Origin of the sequence: Shouchella xiaoxiensis, assembly GCF_016907895.1 — a bacterium.
Classification (GTDB): Bacteria; Bacillota; Bacilli; order Bacillales; family Bacillaceae_D; genus Shouchella; species Shouchella xiaoxiensis.
In genome coordinates this window covers 109,507-124,474 of record NZ_JAFBCV010000005.1, presented here as the reverse complement: position 1 = coordinate 124,474, position 14,968 = coordinate 109,507, and the positions used below count along the sequence as shown (strand labels likewise).

The 14,968-nt window shown below is 41.3% G+C and carries 12 protein-coding genes and 1 riboswitch; of the genes, 9 read left to right on the top strand and 3 right to left on the bottom strand.

The annotated features are described in order from the left end of the window. The first annotated feature begins 8 nt into the window (after window positions 1-8). The 7 genes from JOC54_RS09775 (at window position 9) to JOC54_RS09745 (ending at window position 9,757) form a co-directional block, all read left to right on the top strand. Window positions 9-1,835 carry an assimilatory sulfite reductase (NADPH) flavoprotein subunit gene (locus tag JOC54_RS09775; RefSeq protein ID WP_204465994.1) on the top strand — a complete coding sequence of 609 codons (1,827 nt, stop codon included), beginning with the start codon at window positions 9-11 and terminating at the stop codon, window positions 1,833-1,835. 12 nt (window positions 1,836-1,847) lie between these two features. Beyond that, window positions 1,848-3,584: an assimilatory sulfite reductase (NADPH) hemoprotein subunit gene (gene cysI / locus JOC54_RS09770; RefSeq protein WP_204465991.1), complete on the top strand. Its 1,737-nt coding sequence runs from the start codon at window positions 1,848-1,850 to the stop codon at window positions 3,582-3,584. Window positions 3,585-3,904: 320 nt separating this feature from the next. After that, window positions 3,905-4,615 (top strand): VanR-ABDEGLN family response regulator transcription factor, encoded by a 711-nt coding sequence (gene vanR, locus JOC54_RS09765; protein WP_204465989.1) that lies wholly within the window; start codon window positions 3,905-3,907, stop codon window positions 4,613-4,615. 25 nt (window positions 4,616-4,640) lie between these two features. Beyond that, window positions 4,641-5,732 (top strand): sensor histidine kinase, encoded by a 1,092-nt coding sequence (locus JOC54_RS09760; RefSeq protein ID WP_204466256.1) that lies wholly within the window; start codon window positions 4,641-4,643, stop codon window positions 5,730-5,732. 95 nt (window positions 5,733-5,827) lie between these two features. Beyond that, window positions 5,828-6,733 carry a D-alanyl-D-alanine carboxypeptidase family protein gene (locus JOC54_RS09755; protein WP_204465986.1) on the top strand — a complete coding sequence of 302 codons (906 nt, stop codon included), beginning with the start codon at window positions 5,828-5,830 and terminating at the stop codon, window positions 6,731-6,733. Window positions 6,734-6,921: 188 nt separating this feature from the next. Continuing rightward, entirely contained in the window at window positions 6,922-7,992 is a 1,071-nt protein-coding gene (gene rlmN, locus JOC54_RS09750) for a dual-specificity RNA methyltransferase RlmN (RefSeq protein WP_204465984.1), read from the top strand. 133 nt (window positions 7,993-8,125) lie between these two features. After that, window positions 8,126-9,757, top strand: coding sequence for a BCCT family transporter (locus JOC54_RS09745; protein WP_204465981.1), 1,632 nt, complete (start codon window positions 8,126-8,128; stop codon window positions 9,755-9,757). Between the two features lie 44 nt (window positions 9,758-9,801). Here the strand turns inward: JOC54_RS09745 and JOC54_RS09740 are convergent, their stop codons facing one another. Beyond that, on the bottom strand, window positions 9,802-10,893 hold the full coding sequence (locus JOC54_RS09740) for a metallophosphoesterase (RefSeq protein ID WP_204465979.1): 1,092 nt from the start codon (window positions 10,891-10,893) through the stop codon (window positions 9,802-9,804). Between the two features lie 222 nt (window positions 10,894-11,115). Between JOC54_RS09740 and JOC54_RS09735 the strand changes: the two genes are divergently transcribed. Then, entirely contained in the window at window positions 11,116-11,838 is a 723-nt protein-coding gene (locus JOC54_RS09735; RefSeq protein ID WP_204466253.1) for an amino acid ABC transporter ATP-binding protein, read from the top strand. Between the two features lie 63 nt (window positions 11,839-11,901). After that, a riboswitch (TPP riboswitch) is annotated at window positions 11,902-12,004 on the top strand. Window positions 12,005-12,076: 72 nt separating this feature from the next. Continuing rightward, the gene (gene tenA / locus JOC54_RS09730) at window positions 12,077-12,748 is read left to right on the top strand and encodes a thiaminase II (protein ID WP_035418182.1); all 672 of its coding nucleotides are present in this window, start codon (window positions 12,077-12,079) and stop codon (window positions 12,746-12,748) included. A gap of 47 nt (window positions 12,749-12,795) precedes the next feature. Here the strand turns inward: tenA and JOC54_RS09725 are convergent, their stop codons facing one another. Further along, complete coding sequence (locus tag JOC54_RS09725; RefSeq protein WP_204465977.1) at window positions 12,796-13,848, bottom strand: acyltransferase family protein; 1,053 nt, start codon at window positions 13,846-13,848, stop codon at window positions 12,796-12,798. A 217-nt stretch (window positions 13,849-14,065) separates the two neighbouring features. Then, complete coding sequence (locus tag JOC54_RS09720) at window positions 14,066-14,962, bottom strand: AraC family transcriptional regulator (RefSeq protein WP_204465975.1); 897 nt, start codon at window positions 14,960-14,962, stop codon at window positions 14,066-14,068. Window positions 14,963-14,968 lie beyond the last annotated feature (6 nt).

The following is a 14,968-nucleotide window of genomic DNA, read 5'->3' as shown; positions in this document are numbered from 1 at the left end:
TGAGTGAGTTGACATTACAAAGTACAAATAGTCCGTTTAATGAGCAGCAAGTAGAGCTGTTAAATTCACTGCTACCCTCATTAACGAATGAACAGAAACAATGGCTGAGTGGGTATATGATGGCAGCAACAACTGCTGGAACCGGGGCAAATCAAGAACATGATTTAAATGCCGGTACGGCAGGAACAAGCCCTGGTCAAGCGCCAGCTGTGAAAAAGCAGATAACCATCCTGTATGGCTCCCAAACAGGGAATGGTCAACAGCTTGCTGAGGAAGCAAAGCGACAGCTAGAAGGAGATGGGTTTGCGGTAGAGCTGTCATCGATGCATACATACAAAGCAAAAGAGCTGAAGACTGTTCACCGTTTACTCGTGATTGTGAGTACACATGGCGAGGGAGAGCCACCCGATAACGCAATGGCCTTTCATGAATTTCTCATGGGGCGTAAAGCGCCGAAATTAAATGACCTACAGTATGCGGTGTTAGCTCTAGGCGACTCTTCTTATGAATTTTATTGTGAGACGGGGAAACAGTTTGACCAGAGGCTTGCTGAGCTCGGTGGAACGGCAATAACGCCTCGAGTCGATTGCGATATAGATTTTGATGAAGATGCAACAACTTGGCTTGAAGCTGTTCGGTCCAATTTGCAAACAGATACAGCAGAAGTAGTGCAAGCAACGCCACAACTAGAATTAAAACAAGACAGTAATTATTCACGAACAAACCCGTTTCATGCGGAGATTTTGGAAAACATCTGTTTAAACGGGCAAGGCTCGTTAAAAGAAACGCGTCATCTTGAGCTCTCGCTTGAAGGGTCTGGTTTTCAGTTTAAGCCCGGTGATAGCGTTGGAATTTATCCAGAGAACGATGAACAGCTCGTAGATGCGCTCTTAAGTGAATTAAATTATGATGGGACCGAATTTGTTTCAATTAATAAGAAGGGTGAGCAGCTTGCTTTAAAAGAAGCACTTACGAAAACGTTTGAAATAACCATTGTGACAAAACCTGTTCTAGAAAAACTAGCTGCTTTTTCATCGTCCAAAAAAGTAAGCACGCTGTTAGAATCTGCAAACAAGGAAGAGCTGCAAGCGTACATTGATCGGCGCGATTTACTTGATGTTGTGCGGGATTTTGGACCATTTAAAGCAACTTCGACTGAATTTGCTTCGGTCTTGAGAAAGATTCCACCACGGCTTTACTCGATTGCGAGCAGCTACGAGGCAGAGCCTGATGAAGTTCACCTTACTGTAAGTGCGGTACGCTACGATGCCCATGGTAGACCACGTGCTGGCGTGTGTTCGGTCCAATGTGCAGAACGGAAGAAGCCCGGCGATACGCTGCCAATCTTCATTCAGCGCAACGATAACTTCCGCTTACCTGAAAAGCAAGACACACCGATTATTATGGTAGGACCAGGAACTGGTGTAGCTCCTTACCGATCGTTTATTGAAGAGCGTGAGGCGCTCGGAACAACGAGTCCGGCGTGGCTGTTTTTTGGAGATCAGCACTTCACAACGGATTTCTTATATCAGCTTGATTGGCAGAGATGGTTACAGGAAGGCTTTCTCACGAAAATGGATGTTGCTTTTTCAAGGGATGGTGTTGAGAAAGTCTATGTGCAGCATAAAATGCGAGAGCATGCTTCTGAACTCTATCAATGGCTCGAGCAAGGAGCTGCGTTTTATGTATGTGGGGATGAAAAGCAGATGGCAAAAGATGTTCATGACACCCTCCTTGCGATTATTGAGCAGGAAGGCAACAAGACCGCGGAACAGTCGCTCGCTTATTTAACTGAAATGCAACAACAAAACCGCTATTTACGCGATGTATATTAATGGAGGTAACCGATGGCACAACAAAATGATAGACTCACCCAGCATGGACCTCCTAGTGATGTAGAGCGTATAAAGGATGAGAGTAATTACCTCAGAGGTTCGTTAACAGAAGCACTTCAAGAACCGTTAAGTGCAGGCATTAATGACGACGACAATCGCTTAATGAAGTTTCATGGCAGTTACTTACAAGATGACCGTGATTTACGAAATGAGCGGCGTAAGCAAAAGCTTGAGCCAGCCTTTCAATTCATGGTGCGCGTCCGTTTGCCAGGTGGAGTCGCTACTCCGAAACAATGGCTTGCAATGGATCAAATCGCGCAAACGTACGGAAACAACACGCTTCGTTTAACAACAAGACAAACTTTTCAACTCCACGGCATTTTAAAATGGAACATGAAAAAAAGTATTAAAGCGATTAATGATGCACTAATGGATACAATTGCGGCTTGTGGAGATGTGAACCGTAATGTAATGATTACGCCAAATCCGTATCAGTCAGACATCCATACCGAAGTTTATGAATGGTCAAGAAAACTAAGCGATGATTTACTCCCGAAAACGAGAGCTTATCATGAGATATGGCTCGATGAAGAAAAAGTAGCTGGTACAGAACAACAAGAAGAAGTTGAACCGATGTACGGAAAACACTATTTGCCAAGAAAGTTTAAGATTGGTGTAGCCATTCCGCCAGCAAACGATGTGGACGTTTTTTCACAGGATATCGGCTACATCGCGGTTGTGGAAAATGGTACGCTGCTAGGCTTTAATGTTGCGGTTGGTGGCGGTATGGGCATGACTCATGGCGATACAAACACGTATCCACAAATTGGCCGATTAATTGGATTTTGTAAACCGGAAGACATGGTAAAAGTTGCGGAACAATTAATTACGATTCAACGTGATTATGGAAATCGCTCAGAGCGAAAATATGCGCGATTTAAATATACGATTGATCGGCATGGCTTGGACTGGCTTAAGGAAGAGTTAACGTCCCGCTTAGGACGTTCCCTTGATGATGTGAAAACGGTTGATCAATTTGAGCACAACGGTGACCGCTATGGCTGGACAAAAGGGATAAAGGGACGTTGGCATTACACGTTGTTTATTGAGAATGGCCGAATCAAAGATGATGGTCCCCTCCAGCTTATGACTGGTTTACGCGGGATTGCGGAAATTCATACAGGTGATTTTCGCTTAACTGGGAACCAGAACGTTATTATTAGCAACGTAACGACCGCCAAGAAAAAGCAGATAACAGCGTTGCTCGAGAAACACGGCATGTCAGCTGGTGAGCATACTTCGGCGCTCCGTCGTAGTTCAATGGCGTGCGTCGCAATGCCGACATGTGGTTTAGCAATGGCAGAATCAGAACGGTATTTGCCGTCGTTAATTACAAAAATTGAAGGAATACTGGATCAATCTGGTTTAAGAGAAGAAGAGATTACGATCCGCATGGCCGGCTGTCCGAATGGCTGTTCACGTGCGGCGCTTGCAGAGATTGGTTTTATCGGAAAAGCTCCTGGAAAATACAATCTCTATTTAGGTGCCGGTTTTGCTGGGGATCGCTTAAGTAAGATGCATAAAGAAAATATTGGAGAAGCAGAGATTTTAGCAACGCTTGAACCAATTATTTCTGCCTATGCAAAAGAGCGCAAAGCTGGTGAACACTTTGGCGACTTCGTTATTAGAAGCGGCTATATCGAGAAAACCGAATCAGGACTCGATTTTCATCAATCGTTAAAATTGTGACCGTGACAAAAAGATATGAACAGAATGAAAAGGCGAACAATCCTAGTTGGATTAATCGCCTTTTTGATTTTAATCCGAGAGTGAGAGTCTGGCATTCCTCTTGGCTAACGCGAATCAGAAGCTTCTATTTTATGTAAGTAAACGCAAGCGACTGAGGGCGTGCTCGCTAAGAGTGGAAGATTCTACTGAAGTGGTTTTGCATCAGTTTTGAAGATGTTGTTCCAGTCGATTTTCATGTAAATGGATAAAAAACCCTAAACGAGTGGACCCTTTTTCCGCTATACTTGTTCTATGAGTAAAGAAAAGAAGGGGTTCTGATTGTGTCAATTCAAATTTTAGTTGTTGATGATGAAAAAGAAATTGCGGATTTAATTAAGCTGTATTTAGAGCTAGAGCAGTTTACGGTACATGCGTATTATTCAGCAACGGATGCATTAGCTCATATAGAAAACGAAGAAATTGATTTGGCAGTTCTGGATGTGATGATGCCGGATATGGATGGGTTCACACTCTGTCGAAAAATTAGAGAAGTAGCTCATTACCCAGTCATTATGCTAACGGCAAAAAACGATGAAGTCGATAAAATAACCGGGCTCACGCTAGGCGCTGATGACTACATGACAAAACCGTTTCAGCCGCTGGAGTTGGTTGCTCGGGTGAAAGCACAGCTCAGGCGTTCGAAAACATACAATCAATCAGATTCAACTGAGCGCAAAGAAGAGGAGAAAACCGACCATATCATTACCATATCTGGTTTAACGCTCGACAAACATTCCCGTAACTGTTTTTTGAACGAAAAGCCGCTAAACCTAACGCCGAAAGAGTTCTCAATCCTTTGGTTTCTTTGTGAGAATCAAGGCAGAGCAGTCAGTTCTGAAGAGTTATTTTACGAGGTTTGGGCGGATAAATACTATAGTAGCAACAATACCGTAATGGTGCATGTTCGTCATTTACGTGAGAAAATGAACGCAGCCGCAAAGAATCGTTCATACATTAAGACTGTCTGGGGAGTAGGTTATATGATTGAATAAGCAATTCAGCCAGTTAAAACGAAAAATGATTGGACAAGTTATTGCTATTTCGATTGTTACTGCTGTTCTTGGACTGATCATTTACTATATCTTTATTGACGGAATATTACAGGCACCCTTCGCAGAACTGTTTGTCATGGGGTTGCAAACATTCTGGGACATTGAGTATTACGAAGCGGTTGGAGTCTATGCGACAATTTTTAGGCAAAACAAAACGCTTTGGCTGGCGTTTGGCTTTATTGTGTTATTGCTGATCGTTTTCTATTTTGCTCTATCCCGCTTTAAATCGTATTTTATTGCAATAAGCAAAGGGATTGATGCCCTTGCTGCTGAGTCAACTGAGCGAATTGCTTTGCCTGATGAACTCGATTTTATGGAAAGAAAGCTTCAGTCTGTGAAAGATACACTAAAAGAGAGGGCTGTGCTTGCTCAGGAAGCAGAACAACGGAAAAATGATCTTGTTGTCTATTTAGCACATGATATTAAAACACCATTAACATCGGTAATTGGCTATTTAAGTTTGCTTAATGAAGCGAAGGATATGCCAATTGAACAGCGAGCTAAGTATGTGGATATAACACTTGATAAAGCACATCGGTTAGAACAGTTAATTGACGAGTTTTTTGAAATCACGCGTTTCAACCTACAAACAATCGTTCTAGAAAAAGAACAACTCAATTTACCCTTTATGTTGATGCAGCTTGCTGATGAGTTTTATCCACTATTTGAAGCAGGTCAGCTTCAAGCGGAAGTAGATGCGGTTGAAGAATTAACGATTCCGGCAGACCCAGATAAGTTGGGCCGCGTCTTTAATAATATTTTAAAGAACGCCGTTGCCTATAGCTCACCAAACAGCGTGATTTATTTACGGGCTCGTACAGAGAAAGACAACGCGATCATTACAATTGAAAACACGGGAAAGCCCATTCCCCCATCAAAACTGGAGCGTATCTTTGAAAAGTTTTACCGCTTAGACGCTTCAAGAGGTACACAAACAGGAGGAGCAGGGCTCGGACTAGCCATCTCTAAAGAGATTGTTGTTGCCCATGGTGGTACGATTTCTGCAACAAGTTCCGACAATAAAACGGTTTTTTCGGTTAGATTGCCTTTGAATTAAAAAACTTAAGAAAAAGTTAAGGTTTTACTCATTTTTTATTAAAAAACACCCTTCTTTTACATGGTTTAATACAATTATAGAGGAGGGTGTTTTACATGCGTTCATACACTGCAAAAGAAAAGATAGCAACAGCCATTGTGTTGGTTATTGTTGCTTGTACCTTATGGGTAATGGAGAGTTCCTACTCCTTCACGGGGGGGTTCAAATCAACTGACTCGTTTCAAAAAAATATACATAGTGAACATGGGATTTTAATGGAAAGGGGTACTGGAACCATTATCCATGAAAAAAATGCAGATGAACGGATGTATCCTGCTTCGTTAACGAAAATAATGACGGTCTTGGTTGCCATTGAACAGTCAGATGATCTAAATGAAGAAACAATCGTTACTGGAGAGATACACGCTCAGTTAAGCGGTACAAACGCTGCAATGGCAGGGTTTGCTTCGAATGAGCAAGTAGAGCTCATTGATTTAATGTACGGAGTGATGTTGCCTTCTGGTGCAGAAGCTTCACTGGCCCTGGCGACTTATCTAGCCGGTAACGAGACTTCCTATGTAAAACGAATGAATGAAAAAGCAAGTCAGCTTGGACTAAATGATACACACTTTACAAACGTGACTGGACTCCACGACACCAATCACTATACAACTAGTCGTGACATGCTCCTCCTTCTAAACGATGCGATGAACAATGACGTGTTTCGAAAAGTGTTCACCGCTGCGATCCATACAACTCAACCGAGTTTTTATCATCCTAACGGTTTAACCCTTACAAGTACGTTGTTTTCCAAAATCCCTGAAACGTCATTTTCCGATGGAGCCTTACTAGGCGGGAAAACTGGTTATACAAAAGAAGCAGGCTTGTGCCTCGCAAGCCTAGCGTTAATTAATGGCAAAGAGTATCTTCTAATTACTGCGCAAGCAAAGGGCAATCATCATACCGATCCTTATCATATTGAAGATGCTCTCTATGTATACGGGAACTTAATTAGAAATTAATGTTCTTGGAGAACTTCCTTCACTCTCTCTTCCTAATCATTACTCCCTCTTGAAGCTTTATTAATAACCCCCTTTCTTTTTTTGTAACAAGTCTGCTATAATAAAAGATTGTAGAACGATTATTTTTCGCAGCTTAAAAAAGCGAATGTACCTATAGCAGAATTCAAAAAATGAAGAGAGGGTTATTTATGGTAAAAGAATCAATTTACGGGCTCACGATGGAGCAGTTAACAAATTGGTTAACGGCGCGTGGCTTCAAAAAATTTAGAGCAACACAAGTATGGGACTGGCTCTATCGAAAAAGAGTGACGTCGTTTTCTGAGATGAACAATGTGAAGAATGACTGTTTATCTCTTTTAGAAGAACATTTTACGTTAGGAACGCTTGAGGAGCATGTGCGTCAAGAATCAAAAGACGGCACAATTAAGTTTCTTTTTAAGCTGCACGACGGCAATTTAATTGAAACGGTATTAATGCGTCATAAGTACGGGCTATCAGTCTGTGTGACGACTCAAGTTGGTTGTAATATCGGCTGTAGTTTCTGTGCAAGTGGACTACTTAAAAAGAACCGTGATCTATCAAGTGGAGAAATTGTTGAGCAAATTATGAAAGTCCAATTTCATCTTGACTCCAAAAAACAAGATGAGCGCGTCAGTCACGTTGTTGTAATGGGTATTGGGGAACCATTTGATAACTTTAAAAATACGGTTGATTTCCTTGATGTTATTAAAGATCACAAAGGACTTGCGATTGGTGCGAGACATATCACGGTATCAACAAGTGGTTTAGCGCACAAGATTAAAGAGTTTGCTGACCTTAAAAGCCAGGTTAATCTCGCCGTATCCTTACACGCGCCAAACGATGAGCTTCGCACAAGCATCATGAAGATCAACAAAGCATTTCCAATTGAAAAGTTAATGGAATCCGTTAACTACTATTTAGACAAAACAAATCGTCGCGTAACGTATGAATATATTTTAATTAAAGACGTGAACGACCACGAAAAAGAAGCGCTAGAGCTTGCTGAGCTTATCGGTGATAAGCGTCACCTTTCTTATGTGAACTTGATTCCGTACAATCCCGTTGATGAGCACGGCCAATATCAACGAAGCGAGCCAGAAGCCATTCGGACATTTTTTGAAACATTGAAGAAGAAAGGCATTAATTGTGGGGTTCGCTTAGAACAAGGAACTGACATCGATGCAGCTTGTGGGCAACTACGAAGCAAGCAAGAGAAGAAGAAAGAAAAAGCAGTTTAATGAAGAACCCTTTTTTTAGCAGTAAGCTAAAAAAGGGTTCTTTTTATGTTTGAAATGTAGAAAAGTGTGGGAAAGTAAATATGTTGGGATAACTATTGATGTGATTCCTAAATAAAGACAAGGGGGAGATCAGTTGAAAAACAACACATTAACGCTCGTATTTTGGGTATCACTTGCAATTGCAAGTGTGTTTATTTTATGGGGCATCTTTTTACCTGAGAATGTCGATGCCGTTTTAGGACTTATTGATGGATTTTTAGCATCGAATTTTGGCTGGGTTTATATCCTGGCAACAACTGCCTTTGTTTTACTTGCTCTCTTTTTAGTATTTGGTCCTTTTGGGAAAATTAGACTTGGAAAGCCAGATGAAAAGCCAGAGTACAGTTATTTTACGTGGTTTGCATTTTTGTTTACTGCTGGAATGGGTGTAGGGCTTGTTTTCTTTGGTATTGCAGAACCATTGACTCATTTATATAGCCCGCCTTCTGCAGAAGCAAATACCATTGTAGCAATGGCAGAATCAATGCAATATACGCTGTTTCATTGGGGATTTCACCCTTGGGCTACATATGCGATTGTTGCGCTAACTCTTGCTTATTTTAAATTTAGGCATGACGCGCCAGCGCTCATCAGTTCTGCTTTCACTCCACTGTTGGGAAAACGAGCACAAGGCGGACTTGGTCACAGCATTGATATTTTAGCTGTATTTGCAACTATTTTTGGCGTTGCTACTTCACTTGGTTTAGGGGCTTCTCAAATTACAGCAGGATTGAGCTACAGTTTTAATGGAATTGAGAATAGCACAGTGACGAATCTCATTGTTATTGGAATAGTAACGGTTCTTTTCTTACTATCGGCAGCAACGGGTTTAGATAGAGGAATTCGTTATTTAAGCTGGACAAACATTGTGGTAGCTATAGTGTTAATGATCTTCGTCTTTTCGTTAGGTTCAAGTGTTCGCATGATTGAGACGTTCTCTACTACAATGGGAAATTATCTGCAAAACTTGCCGAGCATGACATTTGGAATGAATGCATTTACTGGAGATCGAGAGTTTCTCAATGATTGGACGCTGTTTTATTGGGCATGGTGGATTGGCTGGTCTCCTTTTGTTGGAACATTTATCGCCCGTGTTTCTCGAGGAAGAACGATTCGGGAATTTGTTATCGGTGTTACCGCAATACCGGTTATTTTCAGTGCGATCTGGTTTTCTATTTTTGGAGTCGCAGGTATGGAGGCGGATGCTTCGCAAGGAGGCGGGTTGTACCAACTTATTGCTGATCAAGGAAATGAAGTCGCACTGTTTGCATTTCTAGAGTCCTATCCATTTAGTATCGCTATCATTGGAATCGCCGTACTCTTAATTGCTTCGTTCTTCATTACATCTGCTGACTCGGCAACATTAGTATTAGGGATGTTGACAACAGGCGGTCGATTAAACCCAAAAACAAGTGTGAAAATTATTTGGGGCTTAATTCTTGCAGGAACGGCAGCAGCGTTACTGCTTTCAGGAGGATTACAAGCGCTTGAGATGGCCATGCTCATTGCAGCCTTCCCATTTGCGATTGTAATTGTACTCATGAGCGTTTCATTGTTAAAGGCACTTAGTAGTGAATACGACATTCTTCGTTTAGAGAATAAACATAAAGAATGGGACCCGAATTTTCAAAAAGAATCCCAGCAAGAGCTTGAAGTAATGCGGGAGGAATTTGATAAAAATATCCCAGATGGTGATCTCTCTGAAGAGACAAATGATCAGAAATAAATACAGACAAAGAGGACAGCGTAATCGCTGCCCTCTTTGTCTAGTTAAAATTGCAAATCAACAACCATCACTTCAGAGCGACTGCCAATTCGAAGCGCCGGCCCCCAAAACCCGAATCCAGAGGTTGTAAATGAATGAAGCTGATCAAATTGTTTGTAGCCCCAGTCATTTTCGTAAAGCTGTTGAGTAATCAAGTGTCCTGGCCATAGCTGAGCACGATGGGTGTGTCCTGATACAATTAAATCAACACCGCTGTCCCTTGCCTCAGAAATGTCCCGAGGCTGATGATCAAGCATAATAATTGGGAGTGCTGAACTTGTTTCTTCAATTAACTCCTCAATCGAAAGTCGGTCAGGATCGGTAAAGTCTTTGCGACCGACAATGGTTAGCAGTCCATTAACGTCAACTTGCTGATCCATTAAGAAGTGGATGCCTATTTCTTGAAATTCATCTTTCAATAACAGCAAATCACCTCCGTAATAATCGTGATTGCCTGGTACAACGAACACTCCAAGAGGTGAATCAATTTCTTCAAATAAAGCAACTAAATTTTCTTCCATAAACGTATCAATTGTATTATCAATAATATCACCGGCAAGCAGCACGAGGTCAGGCGCTTCGTCTTTAACAACATCTACAAAGCGCTGCACATGTTTTTCACCAATCTGGTTACCGATATGCAAGTCGGCAGCAAGCAAGACGCGTAGTTCTTCCGATTGGACAGACCGGCTCTCGTTGTTAAGCGCTACTTCATAGTGCCGAACTACTGGCGACCAGGCATTAAACGACCCATAAATAAGAACAAAGGTAAACAGGGCAGAAAATGTGTATCCAAGCGTAAGGAGAACAGCCTTCTTTTTCTTGGATAAAAAATAAATGATGTTTGCGATTGGCAGCAGGAACAAGCTGTAGGCGAACAGTGCCAGCCAATAACCACCAACGAGCTCAAGCCAAGCGAATGGTACGAAGTAAGAAAGTATGTATGCACTTGCTAAAAATGAAAGAACAAAGAAGTAACTTTTTTTATAAGGGAATGAGAAACTTGTATTAAGCCAACGCCAGCCGTTATAACTGACATAAAAACAGGCGAGTGCATAGATGAGTAAAGCGAGAGTCGCAGTAAGTATGGTTGTCATAAAAAGAATCCCCTTTTAGTGAGTACTGATTAGCTCTATCATATCACGCACAAGAAAATGATGGATATTAATAAACAAATTGGATTTCTGGCTGTAGGTAAGGGAGCTATCGCTTGATCTTGCTTTAGACGACTCAGATTGCTTATGATAAGAAGAGTGTTCGTACGAAGAAAGGAATGCCAGCAGATGAATCAACTAGCAAAAACAGATCAATCCCAATGGATGATTACATGTGAGGGATTAAATAAATACTTTGGTGAATTACATGTGTTAAAAGATGTTTCGATTAAGGTCAAGCAAGGTGAAGTTCTCTGTATCTTAGGACCATCAGGCTCAGGAAAATCGACTTTTATTCGAACATTAAACGGAATTGAATCGATTAACTCTGGAACGATTACTGTCGATCAGAAGAAACTCACCCATAAACAAAAAGATATTGACGCGATCAGAAAAGAAACAGGGATGGTTTTTCAACAGTTTAATTTATTTCCGCATATGACGATTAAACAAAACATTATGCTCTCTCCTGCTGTTGTGCGTAAGTGGTCAAAAGTAAAAGCGGAACAAAAAGCCGAGTCTTTACTCAAACGAGTTGGAATTTATGAGCAAGCAAATAAGTTTCCAAGTCAATTGTCTGGAGGGCAACAGCAGCGTGTGGCGATTGCTCGGGCGCTGGCAATGGAGCCGAAAGTAATGTTGTTTGATGAACCGACATCCGCGCTTGATCCAGAGATGATTAAAGAAGTGCTAACTGTTATAAAAGAGCTTGCTCAAACGGGGATAACTATGCTAGTTGTAACCCATGAAATGAACTTTGCAAGAGAAGTAGCGGACAGAGTCGTATTGTTTGATGAAGGATGTATAGTTGAAATGGGTACGCCAGAAAATTTATTTGAGCGACCTCAACATGAGCGCACGAAATTGTTTTTATCAAAAATTTTATAATCTGTGAAGACGGTTTCTTGCGAGGGTAGAGAGACTATGATAGGTTAAAAAAGAGAACAGAATAATTACCACTAGGGGTGCTTTAAGTAGCTGAGAGAGGATTTGCCTTAACCCTTAATGACCTGATCTAGTTAAAACTAGCGGAGGGAAGTGGGCATCGATCAATAGCCATGGATTATGCCACTTTCTTTGAGTAGAAAGTGGTTTTTTGTTCAATAAAATGTAGAGGAGCAAAACAATGACTTTTTCAAAACGCATACGAGAGCGGGCAGATTCAATTTGGGCAGCTAGTCATCAACATCCGTTTGTACAAGGGATTGGTCATGGAACACTGCCGTTAGATTCATTTAAATATTACATGCGTCAGGATTATAAATACCTAATCGACTATGCGCGGGTAATGGCTTTAGGAAGTGTACTTGCGCCTGATCTAAACACAATGTCAGGCTTTGCAAAAGCTCTAGATGAAACGCTAAATACAGAAATGGAGCTGCACAGATCGTACGCAGCAAGGCTCGGAATCTCCCGACAAGAGCTTGAAGAAACGGTCCCTGGTCCTGTAACGCTAGCATATAGTGGAGTGATGATGGCGGAAGCTCAGAAAGGATCGATTGCTGAATTAATTGCTTCCATTCTACCTTGTGCGTGGAGTTACTATGAAATTGGAACGGAACTTGCAAAAATTCCTGGAGCTACTGAACATGAATACTATGGCGAGTGGGTTAAGATGTATGCTTCTAAAGAGTTTGGGGCAATTGCCGAATGGTTAATCGAAACGCTTGACGGTCTAGCTGAGTCAAAGTCTGAAGAAGAGCTAAACCGAATTGAGCAGATCTTCCTAAATACGAGCAGGTATGAATATATGTTCTGGGATATGGCTTACCACCAGCAAAGCTGGCCGGTTGAATAAAGACGTTTTAAGACTGTTTACTATTAGTTCTAGCAAAAAAGCCACTCTTAGAGAGCGGCTTTTTTCTGTAAATGAAACGCTTTTTGAGGCGCGTCATTGGTTTGTTTTGGGGGCTTCCCGAGAAACCAAGGAAAACGATTAAACAGGAATATGAATGGAATTGTAAGCAATACAGTGGTTGCTGTAAACAGAATCGTCCACGGCAATGTATTCGCAACGCTTAAATCAATTCCTAATCCGTAATGAAAGACAGCGCGAACAACGTTTAGTATCGGCATATGCAAGACAAGAATAACAATTGAATTTTTGCCGAGGAATAAAAGCGAACGAGAATGATCGATTTTTTGAACAAAGAGCAAGAATGCCGTAATTCCTATTAGCGCTGCTAAATAGAAATAGAACCCATCTCCTATAATATTTGCGCGCATATCAATTCGTTCTGCATTTAATGACTGCACTGTGTATACAAGAAGAAACAGCACGGTTACAACAGGTATTGTCATTCTCCATGAGAGACTGCTCCAGATCTGTTTCGTTTTATAGCCAAGACCATAAAAAACAAGAGCAGTTAAAGCAACAAAGCCATTCCATGGTAAAGCGTACTCAAGAAACGTCGTCGCATATCCTGCAACCCCTATGAAAAGAATAAAGAACCATAAGCCTTGTCCTTTGCTTACTTTATGATAAAGAAAGAATACAAGCTCAACAACGAATAAACAGGTTAAAAACCAGATTGCTGGATTGTAAGTCAAGCCATAATTTTCAGGTGTGGAAATTAGGATGCCTGACAATGGATCAACTGGATTAACCCCTTCACCTGGTGAAAAGGAGAAATGTCGGACGATAAAATACCAAAATACATAAGAAAGCGCTGAAAAGAAAAAGTAGGGCAATAAGAGCGATCGAGCTTTCTTTTTTATAAATGACCATGTGCTGATGCTTTTCGGACGAAAAACCGCACCGGATAAATAGAAGAATAAAGGCATATGGAATGCAAATAAAAAGGCTTTGAGTTCAGGGTTCATGGGAGCGTGGCTCATGACAACAAGAAGAATACCTAAGCCTTTTGCCACGTCTATCCAATTTAATCTCTGCTCCATATTAAGTCACGTCCTTTCTCATCTGTGATGACTGTGTAATAGAGTATACACGGATGATGGGAAGACGAAACCTTGTTAAGTAAACTTACATAGAGCTAGGGAACTGTGCAGGAAGATCAAGATGTTTTGCCATAGTTTTCGTTAAGTATTACAGGAAAAGAGATCTAGTTGTTACGTTTGTAATAAGAGGATAATGTCCTTAACATCTCGTTCCTCATTATCTTTTTTGCGTTTTGCTAGAAAATAGTTGTGATAAATCCCCGCTTTTTCGAAAGTGACCAGCGCTGAGACCGGTATAGCGCTTAAATACTTTATGGAAGTAGTTATCGTCTTGAAAACCAACTTCTTGAGAGATGCGTTTAATCGGGCGATTGGTATGGATTAACATGGAACAGGCTTTGCGAATCCGTAATTCGCTGACAAAGTTCATCGGCGACCGATTTAATTGACTTTTAAATAAGCGAATTAAACTGTAGCGGGAGATTCCAATTTCGCCAGCAATCTCATCAAGAGAAAGGGGTAAATGATAGTTTGCTTCAATATAGGTGATCGCCTGTTGATAGTAATAAGAATCACCCTTTGGTATTTCTTCAGATAGAACGCGAAAGCATTCTAGTAGAAATTGGTACCCTTGGGCTGCAGCTAGATAAGGATCTCGAAGCCGGTCGGCTTGGGTTTCCGCATAGATAGAAAAAAGCGAACGAATTAACGATGAATCGATCGGCAACGAAAAAACAGGGCCTGAGTAGCGCGTCAGGCGGTGACAAATATCTTCAACCGTTGGTCCTTGAAGTGCAATATAAATGAACTCCCACGGTTCGGTTGCGTGTTTTGGGTAATAATAGCGATGAGATCCTGGCACAGATACGAGAAAAGCTTGGTTTTGTGTTAATTCATACGTTTTTTCCGAGATCTCTAACATGCCTTTTCCAGCTAGAGTATATTGGAAGATCAATGTATTGTGGTCAACGTAGCGTGTGCGACCATCCCAGTAATAATGGGGGTTCATTTGAACTTCCCACCCTATGTTCCACATGCTTAACAAACCCGTTTCAGGTAAAAATTGAAACGTGAATGAATGTGCGCCTCTCGTAAAAGCTGGTTTTTCGTCCATAATCAA

Coding starts and splice junctions, on each gene's coding strand:
- cysI (WP_204465991.1), top strand. CDS start 1,848: ATGGCACAACAAAATGATAGACTCACCCAGCATGGACCTCCTAGTGAT.
- JOC54_RS09760 (WP_204466256.1), top strand. CDS start 4,641: ATGATTGGACAAGTTATTGCTATTTCGATTGTTACTGCTGTTCTTGGA.
- JOC54_RS09755 (WP_204465986.1), top strand. CDS start 5,828: ATGCGTTCATACACTGCAAAAGAAAAGATAGCAACAGCCATTGTGTTG.
- rlmN (WP_204465984.1), top strand. CDS start 6,922: ATGGTAAAAGAATCAATTTACGGGCTCACGATGGAGCAGTTAACAAAT.
- JOC54_RS09740 (WP_204465979.1), bottom strand. CDS start 10,893: ATGACAACCATACTTACTGCGACTCTCGCTTTACTCATCTATGCACTC.
- JOC54_RS09735 (WP_204466253.1), top strand. CDS start 11,116: ATGATTACATGTGAGGGATTAAATAAATACTTTGGTGAATTACATGTG.
- tenA (WP_035418182.1), top strand. CDS start 12,077: ATGACTTTTTCAAAACGCATACGAGAGCGGGCAGATTCAATTTGGGCA.
- JOC54_RS09725 (WP_204465977.1), bottom strand. CDS start 13,848: ATGGAGCAGAGATTAAATTGGATAGACGTGGCAAAAGGCTTAGGTATT.
- JOC54_RS09720 (WP_204465975.1), bottom strand. CDS start 14,962: ATGGACGAAAAACCAGCTTTTACGAGAGGCGCACATTCATTCACGTTT.